The following is a 19,878-nucleotide window of genomic DNA, read 5'->3' on the forward strand; positions in this document are numbered from 1 at the left end:
AACTAGAGCCTTTGCTCGACCGGCGACGGTCACCGATACGGAGGCTACATGGGATTCCTGCAGGGCAAGCGCGCGCTCATCACCGGCATCGCCAGCCAGCGCTCGATCGCCAGCGGCATCGCCGAGGCGATGCACCGCGAAGGCGCCGAGCTCGCTTTCACCTACCAGAACGACAAGCTCAAGTCGCGCGTCGAGGACGCCGCCAGAGAGTTCGGTTCCGAGATCGTGCTGCCGCTCGACGTCAGCGACGACGCGCAGATCGACGCCCTGTTCGCGGAGCTCGGCAGGCGCTGGGACGGCTTCGACATCCTCGTCCACGCCATCGCCTACGCCCCACGCGAAGCCATCGGCGGCGAGTTCCTCGCCGGCCTCGACCGCGAGGCCTTCCGCATCGCCCACGACATCTCCGCCTACAGCCTGGTCGCGTTGGCCAAGGCCGCCCGGCCGATGATGAAAGGCCGCAACGGCGCCATCGTCACCCTCAGCTACCTCGGCGCCGAGCGCGCGCTCGCCAACTACAACGTGATGGGCGTGGCCAAGGCCAGCCTGGAAGCCTGCGTGCGCTACCTGGCGCTCAACCTCGGCGCCGAGGGCACCCGCGTCAACGCGATCTCGGCCGGTCCGATCAAGACCCTCGCCGCATCCGGCGTGGCCGATTTCCGCAAGATGCTGCACCACGTCGAGAAGTACTCGCCGCTGCGCCGCAACGTCACCATCGAGGATGTCGGCAACGTCGCCGCCTTCATGTGCTCCGACCTGGCGGCCGGCGTCACCGGCGAGGTCACCTACGTCGATGCGGGCTACAACATCCTCGGCATGACCGGGCTCGACGTCGACTGATCCGGCCCGGACGCGACAACGGACGCGATAACGGATGCGATAATCGGAAAAGGCCCGGCATTGCCGGGCCTTTTTCTTGCTTCCTCGGCGACGGCGGCCGCGGTCAGAGCCGCTCCTCGGCCACCGAGACCGGGAACTGCCTGCGCAGCGCATCGATGTAGGCCTGGACCTCGATCGCCGACTGGGCGCGCGCCAGCTGCTGCTTGAGCGCACCGCGGAACGTGGCGTCCAAGGCGGTCGGATCGCCGTCGCGCACACCCGACACGGCGAGCAGCACGTAACTGTCGCCGCCGAGGGCGACGGAACCGACGCTGACCTCCCCCTCGGCAGGACGCGGCAGGCGGAATGCCTCGTCCACGATCGCCCGGTCCAGGCCACCCGTGACGCGGTCGATGTCGCGCACCTGCCGCAGCTCGGCGCCGACTTCCGCTGCCAGCACGTCCAGTGCTTCGCCCGCGCGGGCGCGTGCCAGCAGTGCCTCCGCCTGCTCGCGGGCCGCCTCCGCGCGGCGCTCGGCGCGGATTTCGTCCTCGATACGGTCGCGCACTTGCGCCAACGGCAACGGCTCGGAAGGTTCGTGCTCGGCGACGCGGATGACGACGATCCGGTTCGGACCGAGTTCGATCGGGCCGCTGGTGTTCCGCTCCTCCAGCACGTCGCGCGAGAACGCTGCCTCGATCACCGCCGGATTGGCGGCGATCCCGGTGCCACCGTCGCGGCCGAACGGCCCGGTGCGCTTGAGTTCGAGCCCGAGCGCTTCCGCGGCTGGCGCCAGCGAGGTCGGATCGCGATAGGTCTGGTCGAGCAGGCGGCCGCCGAGTTCGCTGAAGGCGCGTTCGCGCTCGGATTCGAGCAGCTCCCGCTCCAGCGCGTCGCGCACCTCGGCGAATTCCCGCACCTCGCCCTCGCGCACGTCACGCAGCAGGATCACATGCCAGCCGTCGCTGCTGCGCACCGGCTCGCTCACGCCGCCGACCTCCAGGGCATACAGCGCGCGCTCGAAATCCGCATCGAGCAGGCCCTGCTCGATCCAGCCGAGATCGCCGCCATCGTTGCGCGAACCGATGTCGTCGGAATGCGTGCGGGCCAGGTCGGCGAAGTCGGCGCCTTCGCGCGCCTGGCGGGCGAGATCGGCGGCCCGGTCACGCGCGCGCTGCTCGGTCGCAGCGTCGGCATTGGCGGGCACCTGGATCAGGATGTGCGAGGCCAGGCGCTGCTCCGGCTCGACGAAGCGGGCGCGCTGCTCCTGATAGCGGTCGCGCAGAGTCTGCTCGTCGATCGTGGTCGGCACGGCGATGTTCGAGGCATCGATTTCGACGTACTCCAGCGTGACGCGCTCAGGACTGCGGTAACGGTCCGTACGCTCGGCGTACCAGGCCTGCACCTGCTCGTCGGTCACCGTTTCGTCCACGTCCCGCGGCACGGGCAGTGCCAGATAGTCGATATCGCGGCGCTGGTCGCGCAGGCGGATGAAGGCATCGAGGTCGGCATCGCTCACGAAGGCGGAGCGCGCGATCTGGTTCGGCAGCAGCTGGCGCACCAGGTCCTCGCGCAGCTGACGCTCGAAACCGCTTATCGTCATGCCCTGCGATTGCAGCAGCAGGCGGTACTGGGTCTGATCGAAACGCCCATCCACCTGGAAAGCCGGGATATTCATGATCTCGCGCGCGACCACCGCATCGGGCACGACCACGCCGTTGCGTTCGGCGGCGATCAGCAGCAGCTGCTCCTCGATCAGCGCGTCCAGGACCTGCCGCTTCACGGTGATGTCATCGAACTGGCGCGGGTCGTAGGCGTCGCCGAGCGTCTGCCGCATGCGCTGCCGGTATTGCTCGAAACGGCTGCGGAACTCGTCCTGCGAGATCTCGCGGGTGTCCTTGCCGAGCTGCCACCAGGGCGCGGGAACCTCGATCTTCGCGACCCAGGTCGCCACCTGCGCCGAGAAGTAGTTGTTCACGCCGAAAAAGGCGAACGGGATGATCAGCAGACCCACGATGACGAATGCCAGCCATCCCGACGTGGTCTTCTCGCGCAGCTTCTGGAGCATGATCGGACTTACCCGTGCTGAGCGGGCCCGGGGCTACCGGGCCCGGAAAAAAAGAGGGCGCCTTTGCGGGGCGCCCTCGGTGTAGTGGCGGAGTGGACGGGACTCGAACCCGCGACCCCCGGCGTGACAGGCCGGTATTCTAACCGACTGAACTACCACTCCGCTGTCCTGTCGATGAAGGCTGCGCATTGTACGCAGATTTCACCGTTTGTAAATGGTGGGTGCTGAGGGTTTCGAACCCCCGACCCTCGCCTTGTAAGGGCGACGCTCTACCGCTGAGCTAAGCACCCTTTGGCGCGAGCCGCTCAGTTTACAGCGTCCTTGAGCGCCTTGCCAGCCTTGAAGCCGGGCACCTTCGAGGCCTTGATCTTGATCGTCTGGCCGGTGCGCGGATTGCGACCGGTACGGGCGGCGCGCTTGCGAACCTGGAAGGTACCGAAACCCACGAGGGTCACGGAATCACCCTTCTTGAGCGCCTTCTTGATGACTTCGATCATCGCGTCGACCGCACGACCTGCGTCTGCCTTCGACAGCTCGGCGGCGCCGGCAACCGCACCAATGAAATCGGCTTTGTTCATTATCGGACTCCCTGAGCGAGTTCTACCCGCAGTTCGTTCCAACCGGGCTCCCCCCATCCGGTCTCCCCGACGGTTCACCCGATCGACCTGAGCCGCGATTCCTGCGTTGCGAGCAGCTACCGCGGTTGCAGCGATTTATACCAGTGCCCCCCATGGGGCGCAACAAGAAAACCAAGGTTTCATGCGGCTTCCAAGGCATCCGGATCACTTCGTCGAGAGGCGCGCGATCCGGATAGGCGCTTGCGCATTCAGTGGGTTCGTGCCGCGGCGGCAGGGTCGCGCAGCTTGGCCGCATCGCCCTCGTCGCCGGCCTCGGGCGTCTTGCCCTCGCCAGGCGTCAGGGGCCGCTCGAGCGCGATGTCCAGCACTTCGTCGATCCAGCGCACGGCCACGATCTTGAGATCGCTGGTGACGTTCCTGGGAATGTCCGCGAGATCCTTCTTGTTCTCTTCGGGAATGATCACCGTGCGGATACCGCCGCGCAGTGCCGCGAGCAACTTCTCCTTGAGTCCACCGATGGGCAGGACGCGTCCACGCAGGGTGATCTCGCCGGTCATCGCCACGTCGGCGCGTACTGGAATCTTGGTCAATGCCGACACCAGCGCAGTCGCCATCGCGATGCCCGCGCTCGGGCCGTCCTTGGGCGTCGCGCCCTCCGGCACGTGCACATGCAGGTCGAGCTTCTGGTGGAAGTCCGGATCGATTCCCATGCGCTCGGCGCGCGCACGCACCACGCTGAAGGCGGCCTTCACCGACTCCTGCATCACGTCCCCCAGCTGACCGGTCAGGATCATGTTGCCCTTGCCGGGCACCAGCGTCGCCTCGATCTGCAGCAGATCGCCGCCGACCTCGGTCCAGGCCAGACCGGTGACCAGACCGATCTCGTTCTGCTGCTCGGCACGGCCGAAGTCGTAGCGACGCACGCCCAGGTATTTCTCCAGATTCTTCGGCGTCACCTGCAGCGCCATGTCGCGCGCCTTGCCCTTCCTAACCGGCTTCGGCCCGGCCAGTGCGATCTCCTTCACCACCTTGCGGCAGATCTTGGCAATCTCGCGCTCGAGATTGCGCACACCGGATTCGCGCGTGTAGTAGCGCACGATGTCGCGCAGCGCGGCCTCGCTCACCTTGAGCTCTTCCGGCTTCAGACCATTGGCCTTGAGCTGCTTGGGCAACAGATAGCGCTGGGCGATGTTGAGCTTCTCGTCCTCGGTGTAGCCGGGAATGCGGATGACCTCCATGCGGTCCAGCAGCGGGCCGGGGATGTTCAGCGAGTTGGAGGTCGCGACGAACATCACCTCGGACAGGTCGAGGTCGACCTCGAGGTAATGGTCGTTGAAGGCGTGATTCTGCTCGGGATCGAGCACCTCCAGCAGCGCCGACGACGGATCGCCGCGGAAGTCCATGCTCATCTTGTCGATTTCATCGAGCATGAACAGCGGGTTCTTGGTCCCCACCTTGCACAGGTTCTGCACGATGCGGCCCGGCATCGAGCCGATGTAGGTGCGGCGATGGCCGCGGATCTCGGCCTCGTCGCGCACGCCGCCGAGCGACATGCGAACGAACTTGCGGTTGGTGGCCTTGGCGATCGACTGCCCGAGCGAGGTCTTGCCCACGCCGGGCGGGCCGACCAGGCACAGGATCGGACCGCGCATCTGCCTCACCCGCTGCTGCACGGCCAGATATTCAAGAATGCGCTCCTTGACCTTCTCCAGGCCGTAATGATCGGCGTCGAGCACGTCCTGGGCGGCCTTGAGGTCCTTGCGCACCTTGCTGCGCTTCTTCCAGGGCACAGCGACCAGCCAGTCGATGTAATTGCGCACCACGGTGGCTTCGGCCGACATCGGCGACATCTGCTTGAGCTTGTTCAGCTCGGCGCGCGCCTTGGCTTCGACCGCCTTCGGCATGCCGGCCTCGGCGATCTTCTTGGCCAATTCCTCCAGTTCGTTCGGCGTGTCGTCCAGCTCGCCGAGCTCCTTCTGGATGGCCTTCATCTGTTCGTTGAGATAGTACTCGCGCTGACTCTTCTCCATCTGCGACTTGACGCGGCCGCGGATGCGCTTTTCCAGCTGCTGCACGTCGATCTCGCCATCGACGAAGCCGATCAGCAGTTCCAGGCGGGCGCCGACCTCGATCGTTTCGAGCAAGCGCTGCTTGTCGGCGAGGCGGATGCCCAGATGCGCCGCCACCGTGTCGGCCAGCCGGCTGGGGTCGTCGATGCCGGCGAGCGTGGTCAGCAGCTCGGGCGGGAGCTTCCGGTTCATCTTCACGTACTGTTCGAACAGCGACAGCAGCGAGCGCACGGTGACATCCAGCTCACGCTCGTCGCGCTCGTAGACCGGCTCGACCACGGTGCCGGCGGCGGTCAAGGCCCCGCCGTGCTCGCCGAAGCGATCGATGCGGACCCGCGAGACGCCCTCGACCAGCACCTTGATGGTGCCGTCCGGCAGTTTGAGCAGTTGCAGCACGTGCGCCAGCGTGCCGACCTCGAACAGGTCGGCCGCCACGGGATCGTCGGTTTCCGGACTCTTCTGCGCGACCAGCAGGATCTGCTTGTCGCCCTCCATCGCCAGGTCCAGCGCGCGCACCGACTTCTCCCGGCCGACGAACAGCGGGATGACCATGTGCGGGTAGACCACGACATCGCGCAGCGGCAACACCGGCAGGTCGACGCGGGTGCGGGTGTTCTCTTCCATGGGGGTCTCCTGGCCGGCGCCGGAGCGCCGGCGGTTGTCTCGTGCGGGCGCATGACGCGCCCTCCGGCTCAGGTTATGGGGGCCGCCGACCCGGCTTGCAAGGGAAGCCTGCACCTGCCGGCGACGGCCGGCAAGCGGGCTTTGAAATCAACGGGTTGCGCGCCGCACGGCGCGCGGCGGCCTCACTCCGCCGCGGCCTTGGGCTGAGTCTGGGCCCCCTGGTAGATCAGGTAGGGCTCGGCCTGGTTGTTGATGACCGACTCGTCGACGACGACCTTGGTCACGTTCTCCAGCGACGGCAGCTCGTACATGGTGTCGAGCAGGACCGACTCTAGGATCGTGCGCAGGCCGCGAGCGCCGGTCTTGCGCTTGAGTGCCTTGCGGGCGATGGCGGTCAGCGCGTCGGGACGCACCTCCAGCTCGACGCCTTCCATCTCGAACAGCTTGCGGAACTGTTTGGTGATGGCATTCTTCGGCTCGGTCAGGATCCTGACCAGCGCCGCCTCGTCCAGCTCCTCGAGCGTGGCGACCACCGGCAGGCGGCCGACGAACTCGGGAATCAGGCCGAACTTGATCAGGTCCTCGGGTTCGACGTTGGCCAGCACCTTGCCGATTTCGGTCTTGCGGGTCCGGCTCTTGACCTGTGCGCCGAAGCCGATGCCGCCGGCCTCGGTGCTGCGCTGCTGGATGATCTTGTCCAGCCCGGCGAACGCGCCACCACAGATGAACAGGATGTTGCGGGTATCGACCTGCAGGAACTCCTGCTGCGGGTGCTTGCGCCCACCCTGCGGCGGCACGCTGGCGACGGTGCCTTCGATCAGCTTGAGCAGCGCCTGCTGCACGCCTTCGCCGGACACGTCGCGGGTGATCGACGGGTTCTCGGACTTGCGCGAGATCTTGTCGATCTCGTCGATATAGACGATGCCCTGCTGCGCCTTCTCGACATCGTAGTCGCACTTCTGCAGGAGCTTCTGGATGATGTTCTCGACGTCCTCGCCGACGTAGCCGGCTTCGGTCAGCGTGGTGGCATCGGCGATGGTGAACGGCACGTTGAGCAGGCGCGCCAGCGTCTCGGCCAGCAGCGTCTTGCCCGAGCCGGTCGGACCGATCAGCAGGATGTTGGACTTCGCCAGTTCGACGTCGTCGCTCTTCTGCCGGCTCTCGATGCGCTTGTAGTGGTTGTACACCGCCACCGAGAGGGTTTTCTTGGCGCGCGACTGCCCGATCACGTACTGGTCCAGGACCTCCATGATCTCGCGCGGTTTCGGCAAGTGGCTGCGTGCCGCCTGCGCCTTCTCCTCGAGCTCTTCGCGGATGATGTCGTTGCAGAGCTCGACGCACTCGTCGCAGATGAACACGCTGGGGCCCGCGATCAGCTTGCGCACCTCGTGCTGGCTCTTTCCACAGAAGGAGCAGTAGAGGATCTTGCCGCTGTCGCCGGATCGGCCCTGACGGTCTTCGCTCATGCTTCAGGCGCCTCGAAAAGGGTGGTTCGGGTCGGAGAATAGCACAGCCCTGACGCCACAAGCCCCGCGCCGGCAGGACGGAGCGAGGGGGCGACGGGCGGCGCGAATCGGGGAATCAGGAGGGCTGGATGCTCTCGTCGGGGCGCCGGACCAGCACCTCGTCGACCAGGCCGTAGGCCTTGGCCTCCTCGGCGCTCTTGAAGTTGTCGCGGTCGGTGTCCCTGGCGATCTGCTCGATCGGCTGGCCGGTGTGCCGGGCCATGATCGCGTTCAGCTTGTCGCGCAGCGAGAGGATCTCGCGGGCATGGATGTCGATGTCGGTCGCCTGGCCCTGGAAGCCGCCGAGCGGCTGGTGGATCATCACCCGCGAGTTGGGCAGCGAATAGCGCTTGCCCTTGGCACCCGCGGCCAGCAGCAACGCGCCCATGCTGGCCGCCTGACCGACGCAGATGGTGCTCACGTCGGGCTTGATGTACTGCATGGTGTCGTAGATGGCCAGCCCCGCGGTGACGATGCCGCCCGGCGAGTTGATGTACAGGCTGATGTCCTTCTCGGGGTTGTCCGCTTCCAGGAACAGCAGCTGGGCGACGACCACATTGGCCATGTGGTCGTCGATCGGACCGACCAGGAAGATCACCCGCTCCTTGAGCAGACGCGAATAGATGTCGTAGGCGCGCTCGCCGCGGCTGGTCTGCTCGACCACCATCGGAACGAGATTCAGTGCAACGGTGGGATCCATCTTCGCGCTCATGACTCGTAGGGTCTCCTGATCGTCCAGCCGGCAGCCTATCAGGCCGCCTGGCCGGGGCGCATCACTTCGTCGAAGCTCAGCGTCCGCTCGGTGGCGTCGGCGTGCGAAGCGATCCAGTCGATCACCTGTTCCTCCATCACCCGCGCCTGCAGGTTCTGCATCAGCTGGGCATCCTGACGGTACAGATCGACGACCTGCTGCGGATCCTCGTAGGTCGACGCGATCAGCTGCAGGGTCTCGTTCAGGCGCTTGGGATCCAGACGCAGGCCGTGCTGGCGGGCGATCTCGCCGACCAGCAGACCGGCGGCGACACGCTTGCGCGCGGCCGGCAGGAAGACCTCATGCGAAATGGTCACGCCCTGCTGACCCTGCTGGCGCGCCTGCTGCTCGGCCTGGCGGGCCATGCCGCGGGCCTCGTTCTCGATCAGCCTCGGCGGGAACTCGATGCCCTCGTAGGCAGCCACCAGCTTCTCGACGACCTCGCCGCGCAGGCGGGCCATCAGCGCCCCCCTGAGCTCGCGCTCCAGGTTGGCGCGAACTTCGGCACGGAACCTGTCCAGGTCGCCGCCACTGACGCCGAAGCTCTCGATGAACGCCGCATCGACCTCCGGTACCCGCGCCTCGGACACGCGTACGGCCTTGATCCGGACCTGCGCGGTCTTGCCGGCCAGGGCCTCGACGCGCCAATCGGCCGGGAAAGCGACCTCGACGGTCTTCTCATCGCCAGCCGACATGCCGATCAGCGCCGCCTCCAGCTCGGCGATCATCACGCCCGAGCCGACCACGGTGGCACCGCGCTCGGCGCCTTCCGCAGGCACGCGCTGACCGTCGGCCTCGGCCCAGGTCTCGACCATGACCAGGTCGCCACTCTGAGCGGCGCGCTCGACCGGCTCCCAGGTGCGGCGCTGCTGGCGCAGGGTCTCGATCATGCGGTCGACGTCGGCGTCCTCGACGCTGGCGACCACGCGCTCGATCTTGAGCTTGGCGACATCGATCTGCCCGAAGTCCGGCACCACCTCGAAGGTGGCCACGTAACGGAACTCGCCAGCTTCGGCGTTGCCGGCCTGGATGTCGGGAGCGGCGGCTGGGCGCAGGTTCTCGCGGCTCACCGCCTCGTTGAAGGTCTCGCGGATCAGCTCGCCCAGCGCCTCGGAGCGGACCTGCTCGCCGTAGCGCTGCTCGATCACCTTCGGCGGAACCTTGCCCGGGCGGAACCCCTTGATGCGCGCGGTGCGCGCGATCTCGCGCAGACGGGACTTGACTTCGCCCTCGAGGCGCTCGGCCGGCAGGCTCACCGTCAGGCGGCGCTCGAGGTTACCGACGTTCTCAATCGAAACTTGCATGATCACTCCTGCCTACCCGCACCCCGACCGCTCGGCATGGCGCGGACATGAAAAAACCCGTGGAGCCCATTGTCGCCCCGCGCCCACCACGCCGGGTGGTGCGAAAGGAGAGACTCGAACTCTCACGGGTTGCCCCACTGGAACCTAAATCCAGCGCGTCTACCAGTTCCGCCACTTTCGCCTTGCCGCGGGAAGTTCAAAACAGGTGCGGCTGGAAGGATTTGGTGGGCCGTCTAGGATTCGAACCTAGGACCTACTGATTAAGAGTCAGCTGCTCTACCAACTGAGCTAACGGCCCAAAACCTTTCCTGCCTCACGGCAGCGGACGCGCACATTATGCAGCATCCGGGAACTGGGGTGGAAGACGGGGATCGAACCCGCGACACCTGGAGCCACAATCCAGTGCTCTACCACTGAGCTACATCCACCATCGAAACTTTCGGAGCTGGCGCGCCCGACAGGACTCGAACCTGCAACCGTCGGCTTAGAAGGCCGATGCTCTATCCGGTTGAGCTACAGGCGCGTCGGTCGAACTATACCGGCCTCCGGCCGCAGCCGACCGCGAGCACCCCGTCCCGAGCCGGCGACCCCACCCGCGGGAAGCGCGCAGTCTGGTCGGGGTAGAGGGATTCGAACCCCCGACGTCCAGCTCCCAAAGCTGGCGCTCTACCAGGCTGAGCTATACCCCGAAGGATCGGCTCCCGGCGCTGCCCGAAGGCGGCTCCAAAGGTCGGAGATGTTACAGCCGCCATCCAGTTGCCGTCAACGTACCGCAGCGACATCCGGCACGCCCGCGGAGCCCGCGCCGACCCGCCTCGCGGCTGCGTCGCCGGGCGCCGGCGTTCAGTCGCCGCATTGGCGCGGTTGCTACACTTCGCGGCCCACCAGCGACTCCGAAACGATGATGGTCTTCAGTCCGCACCGCGTCCGCCTCGTCCTCGTCCTGACCGCGATTTGTGCAGGCGCCGCGCTCGCCGGGGACGGCCCCGCCCCCGAGGATCTGGATCCGCGCACGCCCGCCTGCCAGGACTTCTACCAGCACGCCAACGGCGGCTGGCTGGCACGCACAGCGATTCCCGCCGGACGCGGCAGCTGGAGCCGTTTCGACGAACTCAACCAGCGCGCGCTGGAGCAGCAGCGCGCACTGCTCGATGCCGCCGCCGCCTCGCCTGCCGACGACACCGAGCGTCTGCTCGGCGACTTCTGGGCCAGCGGCCTGGACGAAGCCGCCATCGAGGCCGCCGGTGCGCAGCCGCTGGCGCCGCTTCTGGCCCGCATCGACCGGGCCGGGCGCCCGCGCGACCTGCCGGCGCTGATCGCCGACCTGCATGCGCGCGGCATCCCGGTGCTGTTCAACTTCGGCGCCGACATCGACCTGCGCGATTTCGGTCGCCGCATCGCCTATGCCACCCAGGCCGGCCTCGGGCTGCCCGACCGCGACTATTACCTGCGCGACGACGAGGACGCGCGCGCGCTGCTCGGCCGCTACCGCGCCCACATCGAACGGCTGCTGGCGCTGACAGGCACGCCGACGGGTGAACTGTCCACCCGCTCGGCGCAGGTGCTGGAGATCGAGATGCGGCTGGCCGCGGCCTCGCTCGGCCTGGTCGAACTGCGCGATCCCTACCATGCCTACCGGCCGACGCCATTGCGCGAGCTGGACAGGCGCTATCCCGCACTGCGCCTGGCCGACTTCGCCCGCGCGCAGGGGCTGCGCCAGCTCGACAGCGTCTCGCTGGCCCACGAGCGCTTCTTCCAGGCCGCCAACACCCTGCTCGCCACGCTGCCGACGGCGCACTGGCAGGCCTATCTGCGCTTCCACGTCGCCAACGCCCTGGCCCCGCACCTGTCGCAGCCGTTCCGCGACGCGCACCACGCGCTGTACGGCGAGCTGCTCGCCGGCCAGCCCGAACCGGCGCCGCGCTGGCGGCAGGTGCTCGCCACGCTCGATGCGGCGGTCGGCGACGCGCTCGGCCGCAAGTACGTCGAGCGGCATCTGCCGGAAGCGGCGCGCGCCGAGGCCGAAGCGGTCGTGATCGGTGTGCGCGACGCGCTGGCGCGGGCCATCGACACCGTCGACTGGCTCGGCGACGAAGCCAGGACCGCCGCGCGCGAGAAACTCGCCACCCTGCGCGTGGAGGTCGGGGCGCCGACCCACGTCCACGACCACGCCGGACTGCGCTTCGACCGTCGCGACTATGCCGCCAACGTGCTCGCCGCCGCGCAGTGGCGCCATGCGCGCGAACTGGCCGGCATCGGCAGACAGGTGCCGCTGCAGTGGCGGGTGCCGCCGCATACGCCTGACATCGCCTACGATCTGGCGCTGAACCGCCTGACCGTGACCGCGGCGTTGCTGCAGCCGCCGGTCTTCCATGCCGGCGGCGAGACGGCGCTCAATCACGGTGCGCTCGGCACGCTCGCCGGCCAACAACTCACCCACGCTTTCGACGCCAAGGGCCGCACCATCGACGGCAGCGGCCGCTTCCGCGACTGGTGGAGCGCGGAGGACGCGCAGCGCTTCGAGGCGCGGGTCGCGCCGCTGGTGGCGCAGTACGACGGCTACCTCGCGCTCGGCCCGGTACGTGTCAACGGTCGCGTCACCCGCGACGAGAACATCGCCGATCTCGGCGGCGTCGAGCTGGCCCTCAGCGCCCTGCGCGCAGCCAGTGGCGACACGCTCGATGCCAGGCAGGCACAGCGCTTCTTCCTCGGCTACGCCACCCTCTGGCAACGCAAGTACACCGAGGAGGAGCTCCGGCTGCGCCTGGCGACCGGCGTGCACGCACCGGCCAGGTTCCGCGTCAACGGCCCGCTCGCCAACCTGCCCGCTTTCGCCGAAGCTTTCGGCTGCAGGGCCGGCCAACCGATGGTCAACCGCGCCGCTGTCGCGCTCTGGCGCTGAACCGCCTACGACGGCAGGCGTGCCGCGCACCGGCAACGCCTGCCTATATCGCGCGTCCGCCAGCCACGCCCCTGCCCCGTTCCACACCGCACACGCCCATGGAAAACTTCGTCCCCGGCCAGCGCTGGCTGAGCACCACCGAACCCGAGCTCGGGCTGGGCACCGTCATGCGCCTGACCGGGCGCAGCGTGCAGATCGTGTTCACCGGTTCGGGCGTGGTGCGCCAATACGCCTTCGGCAGCGCGCCGCTGATGCGCGCCGCATTCCGTCCCGGTGACCGCATCCGTATCGATGGCGTCGAGACGGTCGTCGAGCGCGTGGAGGCCGAAGACGGCTTGCTGGTCTATGTCTGCGGTGCCGAACGCTATCCGGAAGGCATGCTCGATGCCCAGCAGCCGGTCTCGCAGGCCGACACCCGCCTGCTCGCCGGCCGCGTCGACCGCAGCGACCAGTTCGACTTCCGCTACGAACTGCTGCAACGTCGCGCCGCTGCCCGCGCCCATCCCGGCTGGGGCCTGCTCGGCGCGCGCGTCGACCTGATCCCGCACCAGCTCCGCGTCGCCGAAATCGCCGCCCAGCGCCGCCCGCCACGACTGCTGCTGGCGGACGAAGTCGGCCTGGGCAAGACCATCGAGGCCTGCCTGATCGTCGCCCAGCAGCTTGCCGCCGGCCGCGCCCGCCGCGTGCTGGTGCTGGTGCCCGAGAGCCTGGTCAACCAGTGGTTCGTCGAACTGCTGCGCCGCTTCAACCTCGCCTTCGCGATCTACGACGAGGAGCGCTGCGAATCGCTGGAACTGACCGAGCCGCACCGGAATCCGTTCGAGGACGAGCAGTGCGTGATCGCCAGCACCGACTGGCTGGCGCGCAACGACAAGCGCGCGCGCCAGGCGCTGGCCGCGCAGTGGGACATGCTGCTGGTCGACGAGGCGCACCACCTGGTCTGGACACCCGACTTCGCCAGCCCCGACTACCGGCTGGTCGAGGCGCTGGCGGCGAAGACGCCCGGCCTGCTGCTGCTCACCGCCACCCCCGAACAGCTCGGCCTGGGCGGCCATTTCGCCCGTCTGCGCCTGCTCGACCCGGCGCGCTACCACAGCCTCACCGCCTTCGAGGCGGAAACGCGCCGCTACCAGCGGCTGTCGCGGGTCGTCGAGGCACTGCAGGCCGGCGCGCCGCTGTCGCTGGCCGAAACCGAGGCGCTCGGCGAGCTGTTCGAAGGCGAGGCCGACACCCTGCCCGCGCTGCTCGGCGCGATCGCCCAGGGTGACGATGGCGCCCGCGCGCGCCTGATCGACGCCCTGATCGACCGCCACGGCACCGGCCGGGTGATGATCCGCAATCGCCGCGCGGCGGTCGGCGGCTTCCCGCGGCGGGTCAAGCACATCACCGTCCTCGACGGCAACACCGCGAGCGACCCGACCCTGCACGGCCGCCTGCTGGCCGAGTTCCTGCATGACGTCGGCGAGCAGGAAGCCGAGCCCGAGCACGACTACACCCGCGACCCGCGCATGGACTGGCTGCTGGCGCTGCTCGACCGCATCGCTCCGGCCAAGGCCCTGCTGCTGTGCCGTTCGCGCGCCAAGGTGCAGGCGCTGGAGGAGGCGCTGCGGCTGCGCAGCGGCGTGAAGGCCGCGCGCTTCCACGAGGACATGAGCCTGCTGCAACGCGACCGCAATGCCGCCTGGTTCGCCGACCCGGAGGGTGCGCGCCTGCTGATCGCCAGCGAGATCGGCGCCGAGGGCCGCAACTTCCAGTTCGCCCAGCACCTGATCCTGTGGGATCTGCCGCTCGACCCGGACATGCTCGAACAGCGCATCGGCCGGCTCGACCGCATCGGCCAGCGCGGCGACGTCAACATCCACGTCCAGGCGGTGGCCGGCAGCCCGCAGGAGACGCTGCTGCGCTGGTACGACGAAGGGCTGGATGCGTTCTCGCAGATCCTGGCCGACGGTCGCGAACTGCTGCGCTGTTTCGGCGACGACGTGGTGGCGCTGGCCATCGGCGAAGCCTCGCCGCGGCGCGATGCCGACATCCACGCCCTGCTCGCCCGCAGCCGCGAAGTCCATGCCGAACTGGCGCGGCTGATCGCCGAAGGCCGCGACCGCCTGCTGGAACTCGGCAGCCAGCGCGGCGCCGGCGAGAGCGAGCTGCTCGCCGCGCTCCTGGCCGACGACCAACGCGCCGCACAGGACGACTTCCCGTTGCGGCTGCTCGAACGGATCGGCGTGCATCACGAGGAGCTTGGCGGCGGCCTGTGGCTGCTCGATCCCGAGCACATCGCCGTCGACGGCTTCGACGAGTTCAAGAACGGCCCGCGGCCGGCCACCTTCGACCGCGCCACCGCTCTGGCACGCGACGACGCGCTCTACCTGCGCGACGACCACCCGCTGCTGCTGTCGGTCGGCGAACTGCTGCTGTCCGGCGAAACCGGCAATGCCGCCTTCCTGATCGACGAGCTGCCGCCGCGCACGGTGATCCTCGAAGCCGTGTTCGTACTCGAATGCGTCGCCCGCCGCGCACTCAACGCCGAGCGATTCCTGCCGCCGACACCGCTGCGGGTGGCCATCGACACCCGCCTGCAGCCGCGCAGCGACTTTACGCCCAGCGAACGCGCCCGCCTGCGTGCCGGCGAGCGCCAGATCGACCTGTCACCGATGCGGAAAGTACTGGCCACGCTGGTGCCGCCGATGCTGGAACGCGCGCGCCAAGAGGCGGAGAGCCGGGCCGCAGCCCGGATCGCCGACGCGGTCGCGGCGGCGGACTCGCTGCTCGGACGCGAGATCGTGCGCCTGGAAGCACTGGCCCGGATCAACCCGGCGGTGCGCCAGGAGGAAGTCGCCCGTCTGCGCGAGGAGCGCGAGCGGCTGGTCGAGGTCCTGCCCGGCGCCCGTCCGCGCCTGGACGCCCTGCGCCTGGTCGCCAGCCCGGACTTCCTGTCGCTGCGGCGGTAGGTCACGGGGAGCGCTTTCGCCGCATCCTGTCGCTTCAGTGCGGCCGCCACGGCCCGCCCCGGCCACGCGGTGGACTGAACGGCCAGCGGCCGCGCCAGTACTGGATCAGCAGGAAGCCGAACAGCATGCCGCCCAGGTGGGCGAAGTGCGCCACGCCCTGCTGGGTGCCGGTGACCCCGAGGAACAGCGCCAGCGCGCCGAACACGATCACCAGCGTGCGCGCCTGCATCGGGATCGGCGGGAACAACAGCATCACCCGCTGGCGCGGGAACAGCATGCCGTAGCCGAGCAGCAGGCCGTACACGCCGCCGGAGGCGCCGATGGTGGGATAGGCGCCATAGCCCTGCTGCACCGCCAGCGTGCCGACGATCAGCTGGATCACGCCGGCGCCGACCACGCAGGAGAAGAAGAAGATCGCGTACCGGCGCTGCCCCCATGTGTACTCCAGCGGCGCGCCGAACATGAACAGCGCCAGCATGTTGAAGAACAGGTGCCCGAAGCCGCCGTGCAGGAAGCCGTAGGTCACCAGCTGCCAGGGCAGGAACAGGTTGCCGACCTGGCCCATGCCCAAGGGGTAGTCGCCGAGCGGCCACAGCATGAAATGGAGGAAGAACTCGTTGCCCAGCAGCAGCTGCAGCAGGAACACCGCGCCGTTGCTCAGCAGCAGCGCCTTGGTGACGGGGGGCAGGTTGTCGAACATGCGGACTCCTTTCGGCTCGCCGCTATCATAGCCGGATGTCCGACCGCGCCCGGCTGCCGCTCCCCGAAACCGCCATCGACGCGGCCTGCGACGCATTGGCCGCCCAGGGCTGGGCCGCGCTCGAGGACGCCTTCCCGCCGCCCCTGCTGCATCGGCTTCGCGCAGAGGCCGATGCCCTGGCAAGTACCGGCCGGCTTCGTCCGGCCGGCATCGGCCGCGGCAGAGGACACCAGGCCCGGCACGATCTGCGCGGCGACGCCACCTGCTGGCTCGACGACCCGGCCTGCGGCGCACCGGCGCGCGATTTCCTCGCCGGGATGGACGCGCTGCTCACCGCGTTGAACCGTCGACTGCTGCTCGGCCTGGCGTCGCTGGAGGCGCACTACGCGCTCTACCCGCCCGGCGCGCGCTACACCCGGCACCTCGACCGCTTCCGCGACGACGACAGCCGCACCCTGTCGCTGGTGCTGTACCTCAATCCCGACTGGCGACCCGGTGATGGCGGCGAACTGCGGCTGTTCCTGCCGGAAGGCGAACGCGACCTGCCGCCGCGGTTCGGCCACGCCGTGCTGTTCCTCTCCGACCGGATCGAGCATGAAGTGCTGGTCACGCGCATCCCGCGCTACAGCATCGCCGGCTGGTTCCGGCGGCGGCCGCTGGATCCGCTGCGGGCGTGACCGCAGAGGCCGCAGGGGAATCGCAGAGATCGCCAGGGAACGGTTTTTTGCGGGCGCGGCCTCCGCCGCTCCGGCGCGCATCCGTTCTGCGGCCTCGACGCATCCTCCGCGGCGCCTCTACCGCTCTTCGGGCGCCCACAGCAGCGCATCGAGATCCGCCGCCGTGCGCGGCCGCCGCGCGCGGCCGTTCTCGACGCGCACGCCCTCCGCCCGCAGACGGCGCGACTGTTCGCGGAATCCGGCGCTGTCCGGCGGGAAGGCGATGCGCCCGTCCGCGCGCAGTACGCGATGCCAGGGCAGGGTCGGGTCGTCGTTGCCGGCGAGGATGCGTGCGACCAGCCGCGCGCGGCCCGGCAGGCCGGCACGGCGTGCGACCTCGCCGTAGCCGGCCACCTGGCCGCGGGGAATGGCGCGCACCACGGCGAGAATGGCGGCGGCCGCGCGCCCGGCGGGAGACTTTGCTGGCATCGGGCGGTAGCATACCGGCACTCGCCCGAGACGCTCCCATGCAGAACTTCGAACAGATCCGCACCCACGTCGCCGCCAACTACCGGGTGACCGCCAGCGAGCCCTACCTGGTGTGCGTCGAACTCTCGCTCGAGAACGGCACCCGCCACCAGAGCATCTTCCTGGCCGAGCTGGAGAACGAGGACGGCCGCAGCTACCTGCGCGTGAGCACGGCGGTGGCGCCGATCACCGGCCTGGACACCCGCCGCGCACTGGTCTTCAACTGGGAGAGCCGGGTCGGCTACCTCGCCATCAGCGATCTCGACGGCGTGCCCTATCTGCACCTGTGCGAGAACCGCCCCTACGAGGCGCTCACCGCCGCCGAAGTCGACCGCCTGATCCTGGAAATCGGTGGCGTCGGCGACAACATGGAGCGCATGCTGTCGGCGGGCGGGGATCTGCTGTAGCGCCAGGCCTCGGACTTCGGGGATCCGCAGAAGCGGCCGGAGCCGCCCGCGGGATCACAGCACCGCCCTCAGTACGAAGAAGAACACCACTGCCAGCAGCGCGCCGGCCGGGACGGTGACGATCCAGGACAGGAAGATATCGCGGATCACGTACAGGTTGATCGCCGAGATGCCGCGCGCCAGGCCGACGCCCAGCACCGCGCCGACCAGCGTGTGCGTGGTCGAGATCGGCAGGCCGGTGCCCGAGGCCACCACGATGGTCGTGGCCGCCGACAGCTCGGCGGCGAAGCCGCGACTCGGGGTGAGCGCGGTGATCTTCTCGCCGACCGTGCGCATCACCTTGCGTCCGTAGGTGGCCAGGCCGAGCACGATGCCGCCACCACCGAGCAGCAGGATCAGCGGCGAGACGGTCGCACGCTGCTCGACCATGCCGGTGGTCGCCACCGAAATCACCGCTGCCACCGGGCCGATGGCGTTGGCGACGTCGTTGGAGCCGTGGGCGAAGGCCATCGCGCAGGCCGTCACCACCATCAGCACGCCGAACACGCGCTCGACGGTGGCGTAGTGGAACTGGTGGTCGGCGCCGGGCTCGACCCGGATGCGGTCGATGATCAGCTTGCCGACGATGGCGACCACGATGCCGACCGTGACGGCGGAGAGGATCGTCTGGCTGGGCCCGAGCTTGAGGCCGACATGTTGCAGGCCCTTGATCAGCGTCACCAGGGTGATGTTGAAGGCGGTCAGGAACATGTAGACCGGCACCCAGCGGCGCGCCTGTCGCAGCGGGTCCTCGCGGTCGAAGATCAGCAGCTGCACGCTGCGGAAGATCATGAAGGCGATGGTGCCGGCCACCAGCGGCGACACCACCCAGCTCATCACGATGGTGCCGACCTTGTTCCAGTGCACGTAGTCCATGCCCACGCCGACCGCGGCGAAGCCGACGATGGCGCCGACGATCGAGTGGGTGGTGGACACCGGCCAGCCCATGGCCGAAGCGAGATTGAGCCAGGCGGCCGCGGCCAGCAGCGAGGCCAGCATGCCGAAGATCAGCAGCTCGGGGTCGTCCACGAACAGGCTGGTGTCGACGATGCCGCTGCGGATGGTCGAGGTGACCGCGCCGCCGGCCAGTACCGCGCCGGCGAACTCGAAGACTGCGGCGATGATCAGCGCCTGCTTGAAGGAGATCGCCTTGGCGCCGGTGGAGGTGGCCATCGCGTTGGCCACGTCGTTGGCGCCCAGGGCCCAGGCCATGTACAGGCCGAAGATCGCCGCCAGGACGATGTAGAGGGTCATCGTGTCCATGGATCAGCGCGCCAGCATCCGGAGCAGGCGGCTGCCGACCCGCTGGGCGAAGTCGCCGACTTCGCCGATCCATTCGATCGCCTGGTACATGAACACCACGTCCACCGGCGGCAGCGATTTCTCCTGCGCGAACAGACGCGCGCGGACCTCGATCTGCAGGCGATCGGTGTCGTCCTCGATGGCGTCGAGCTGGTCGATCATCGACTCGACCAGCTTGGCCTCGGCGCCGCGGAAGCCGGTCTCGAACAGTTCGTCGAGCTCGTTGACGCTGCGCTCGGCCTGGTTCACCGCGTCGACGCAGCGGCTGACCAGGGCGGTCAGCGGCTCGGCCACGTCGGCCGGGAAGCTCATCCTGCGTCCGATCACCAGCCCGGACACGTCCTTGGCGGTGTTGGCGACGCGGTCCTGGATCATCAGCAGGTCGAGCAGGTCGGCGCGCGGTACCGGCATCCACAACCCGCCGGGCATGTTCAGGCGGATCTGCTTCTTGAGCTCGTCGGCCTCGTGTTCGAGCTGCTGGATGCGCTCGCGGGCGGCGGCGGCCGACTCCCAGTCGCCGGCCAGCGCGGCCTGCAGGAACGGGACCAGCTCGCGCGCGCAGGCGGCGGCCTTGGCGATGTGGTTCTGCAACGGCCGCACGGGCGAGCGACCGAAGATGTTGGCGACGAAACTGCCGGCCATGCCGTACTTCCCCAGGCGGATGCGGCGTCGGGA

15 protein-coding genes and 7 tRNA genes are annotated in these 19,878 nt (G+C 68.7%); 5 read left to right on the forward strand and 17 right to left on the reverse strand.

Annotated features, from left to right (window positions below):
* Positions 1-48: 48 nt before the first annotated feature.
* The gene (locus HNQ58_RS05755; protein WP_183947899.1) at positions 49-840 is read left to right on the forward strand and encodes an enoyl-ACP reductase FabI; all 792 of its coding nucleotides are present in this window, start codon (positions 49-51) and stop codon (positions 838-840) included.
* Positions 841-943: 103 nt separating this feature from the next.
* Here HNQ58_RS05755 and HNQ58_RS05760 read toward each other — a convergent pair whose 3' ends face one another.
* From HNQ58_RS05760 to HNQ58_RS05820, 13 genes are all read right to left on the reverse strand, one after another.
* Positions 944-2,887, reverse strand: a complete 1,944-nt coding sequence (locus HNQ58_RS05760; RefSeq protein ID WP_183947900.1) for a SurA N-terminal domain-containing protein — start codon at positions 2,885-2,887, stop codon at positions 944-946.
* A gap of 85 nt (positions 2,888-2,972) precedes the next feature.
* Positions 2,973-3,049: transfer RNA gene (locus HNQ58_RS05765), tRNA-Asp, on the reverse strand.
* A gap of 53 nt (positions 3,050-3,102) precedes the next feature.
* Positions 3,103-3,177, reverse strand: a tRNA-Val gene (locus tag HNQ58_RS05770).
* A gap of 15 nt (positions 3,178-3,192) precedes the next feature.
* Positions 3,193-3,465, reverse strand: coding sequence for an HU family DNA-binding protein (locus HNQ58_RS05775; RefSeq protein ID WP_183947901.1), 273 nt, complete (start codon positions 3,463-3,465; stop codon positions 3,193-3,195).
* A 248-nt stretch (positions 3,466-3,713) separates the two neighbouring features.
* On the reverse strand, positions 3,714-6,158 hold the full coding sequence (lon, locus tag HNQ58_RS05780; RefSeq protein WP_183947903.1) for an endopeptidase La: 2,445 nt from the start codon (positions 6,156-6,158) through the stop codon (positions 3,714-3,716).
* Between the two features lie 182 nt (positions 6,159-6,340).
* Positions 6,341-7,624, reverse strand: a complete 1,284-nt coding sequence (gene clpX, locus HNQ58_RS05785) for an ATP-dependent Clp protease ATP-binding subunit ClpX (RefSeq protein WP_183947905.1) — start codon at positions 7,622-7,624, stop codon at positions 6,341-6,343.
* 115 nt (positions 7,625-7,739) lie between these two features.
* Positions 7,740-8,363: an ATP-dependent Clp endopeptidase proteolytic subunit ClpP gene (gene clpP, locus HNQ58_RS05790; RefSeq protein WP_183948033.1), complete on the reverse strand. Its 624-nt coding sequence runs from the start codon at positions 8,361-8,363 to the stop codon at positions 7,740-7,742.
* A 50-nt stretch (positions 8,364-8,413) separates the two neighbouring features.
* The gene (gene tig, locus HNQ58_RS05795) at positions 8,414-9,718 is read right to left on the reverse strand and encodes a trigger factor (RefSeq protein WP_183947907.1); all 1,305 of its coding nucleotides are present in this window, start codon (positions 9,716-9,718) and stop codon (positions 8,414-8,416) included.
* A 96-nt stretch (positions 9,719-9,814) separates the two neighbouring features.
* A tRNA-Leu gene (locus HNQ58_RS05800) sits at positions 9,815-9,899 on the reverse strand.
* Between the two features lie 41 nt (positions 9,900-9,940).
* Positions 9,941-10,016 (reverse strand) — tRNA-Lys (locus tag HNQ58_RS05805).
* A gap of 55 nt (positions 10,017-10,071) precedes the next feature.
* Positions 10,072-10,146: transfer RNA gene (locus HNQ58_RS05810), tRNA-His, on the reverse strand.
* A gap of 18 nt (positions 10,147-10,164) precedes the next feature.
* Positions 10,165-10,241: transfer RNA gene (locus HNQ58_RS05815), tRNA-Arg, on the reverse strand.
* An 89-nt stretch (positions 10,242-10,330) separates the two neighbouring features.
* Positions 10,331-10,407, reverse strand: a tRNA-Pro gene (locus tag HNQ58_RS05820).
* A gap of 215 nt (positions 10,408-10,622) precedes the next feature.
* On the opposite strand from HNQ58_RS05820, the gene HNQ58_RS05825 reads away from it, so the two are divergent.
* Positions 10,623-12,620, forward strand: coding sequence for a M13 family metallopeptidase (locus HNQ58_RS05825; protein ID WP_183947909.1), 1,998 nt, complete (start codon positions 10,623-10,625; stop codon positions 12,618-12,620).
* Between the two features lie 98 nt (positions 12,621-12,718).
* The gene (gene rapA / locus HNQ58_RS05830; protein WP_183947911.1) at positions 12,719-15,571 is read left to right on the forward strand and encodes an RNA polymerase-associated protein RapA; all 2,853 of its coding nucleotides are present in this window, start codon (positions 12,719-12,721) and stop codon (positions 15,569-15,571) included.
* A 34-nt stretch (positions 15,572-15,605) separates the two neighbouring features.
* Here the strand turns inward: rapA and HNQ58_RS05835 are convergent, their stop codons facing one another.
* The gene (locus tag HNQ58_RS05835; RefSeq protein ID WP_183947913.1) at positions 15,606-16,271 is read right to left on the reverse strand and encodes a rhomboid family intramembrane serine protease; all 666 of its coding nucleotides are present in this window, start codon (positions 16,269-16,271) and stop codon (positions 15,606-15,608) included.
* Positions 16,272-16,306: 35 nt separating this feature from the next.
* On the opposite strand from HNQ58_RS05835, the gene HNQ58_RS05840 reads away from it, so the two are divergent.
* Positions 16,307-16,948, forward strand: a complete 642-nt coding sequence (locus HNQ58_RS05840) for a 2OG-Fe(II) oxygenase (protein ID WP_183947915.1) — start codon at positions 16,307-16,309, stop codon at positions 16,946-16,948.
* Positions 16,949-17,065: 117 nt separating this feature from the next.
* On the opposite strand, the gene HNQ58_RS05845 is transcribed toward HNQ58_RS05840, so the two are convergent.
* Complete coding sequence (locus HNQ58_RS05845; RefSeq protein ID WP_183947917.1) at positions 17,066-17,416, reverse strand: MGMT family protein; 351 nt, start codon at positions 17,414-17,416, stop codon at positions 17,066-17,068.
* Positions 17,417-17,454: 38 nt separating this feature from the next.
* Here HNQ58_RS05845 and HNQ58_RS05850 point away from each other — a divergent pair, with 38 nt between their 5' ends.
* Positions 17,455-17,862 carry a hypothetical protein gene (locus HNQ58_RS05850; RefSeq protein ID WP_183947919.1) on the forward strand — a complete coding sequence of 136 codons (408 nt, stop codon included), beginning with the start codon at positions 17,455-17,457 and terminating at the stop codon, positions 17,860-17,862.
* A gap of 54 nt (positions 17,863-17,916) precedes the next feature.
* On the opposite strand, the gene HNQ58_RS05855 is transcribed toward HNQ58_RS05850, so the two are convergent.
* The gene (locus tag HNQ58_RS05855) at positions 17,917-19,164 is read right to left on the reverse strand and encodes an inorganic phosphate transporter (RefSeq protein ID WP_183947921.1); all 1,248 of its coding nucleotides are present in this window, start codon (positions 19,162-19,164) and stop codon (positions 17,917-17,919) included.
* Positions 19,165-19,167: 3 nt separating this feature from the next.
* The gene (locus tag HNQ58_RS05860) at positions 19,168-19,845 is read right to left on the reverse strand and encodes a TIGR00153 family protein (RefSeq protein ID WP_183947922.1); all 678 of its coding nucleotides are present in this window, start codon (positions 19,843-19,845) and stop codon (positions 19,168-19,170) included.
* Positions 19,846-19,878: the final 33 nt, after the last annotated feature.

The sequence above is a fragment of the Rehaibacterium terrae genome, assembly GCF_014202935.1.
In the GTDB taxonomy this organism is placed as follows: domain Bacteria; phylum Pseudomonadota; class Gammaproteobacteria; order Xanthomonadales; family Xanthomonadaceae; genus Rehaibacterium; species Rehaibacterium terrae.

Excerpts from the sequence above, each read along its gene's own strand:
- HNQ58_RS05855 (WP_183947921.1), bottom strand. The coding sequence starts at position 19,164 with ATGGACACGATGACCCTCTACATCGTCCTGGCGGCGATCTTCGGCCTG.
- tig (WP_183947907.1), bottom strand. The coding sequence starts at position 9,718 with ATGCAAGTTTCGATTGAGAACGTCGGTAACCTCGAGCGCCGCCTGACG.
- HNQ58_RS05755 (WP_183947899.1), top strand. The coding sequence starts at position 49 with ATGGGATTCCTGCAGGGCAAGCGCGCGCTCATCACCGGCATCGCCAGC.
- clpP (WP_183948033.1), bottom strand. The coding sequence starts at position 8,363 with ATGGATCCCACCGTTGCACTGAATCTCGTTCCGATGGTGGTCGAGCAG.
- HNQ58_RS05850 (WP_183947919.1), top strand. The coding sequence starts at position 17,455 with ATGCAGAACTTCGAACAGATCCGCACCCACGTCGCCGCCAACTACCGG.
- HNQ58_RS05775 (WP_183947901.1), bottom strand. The coding sequence starts at position 3,465 with ATGAACAAAGCCGATTTCATTGGTGCGGTTGCCGGCGCCGCCGAGCTG.
- lon (WP_183947903.1), bottom strand. The coding sequence starts at position 6,158 with ATGGAAGAGAACACCCGCACCCGCGTCGACCTGCCGGTGTTGCCGCTG.
- HNQ58_RS05825 (WP_183947909.1), top strand. The coding sequence starts at position 10,623 with ATGGTCTTCAGTCCGCACCGCGTCCGCCTCGTCCTCGTCCTGACCGCG.
- HNQ58_RS05845 (WP_183947917.1), bottom strand. The coding sequence starts at position 17,416 with ATGCCAGCAAAGTCTCCCGCCGGGCGCGCGGCCGCCGCCATTCTCGCC.
- HNQ58_RS05835 (WP_183947913.1), bottom strand. The coding sequence starts at position 16,271 with ATGTTCGACAACCTGCCCCCCGTCACCAAGGCGCTGCTGCTGAGCAAC.
- HNQ58_RS05840 (WP_183947915.1), top strand. The coding sequence starts at position 16,307 with ATGTCCGACCGCGCCCGGCTGCCGCTCCCCGAAACCGCCATCGACGCG.
- HNQ58_RS05860 (WP_183947922.1), bottom strand. The coding sequence starts at position 19,845 with ATGGCCGGCAGTTTCGTCGCCAACATCTTCGGTCGCTCGCCCGTGCGG.
- HNQ58_RS05760 (WP_183947900.1), bottom strand. The coding sequence starts at position 2,887 with ATGCTCCAGAAGCTGCGCGAGAAGACCACGTCGGGATGGCTGGCATTC.
- rapA (WP_183947911.1), top strand. The coding sequence starts at position 12,719 with ATGGAAAACTTCGTCCCCGGCCAGCGCTGGCTGAGCACCACCGAACCC.
- clpX (WP_183947905.1), bottom strand. The coding sequence starts at position 7,624 with ATGAGCGAAGACCGTCAGGGCCGATCCGGCGACAGCGGCAAGATCCTC.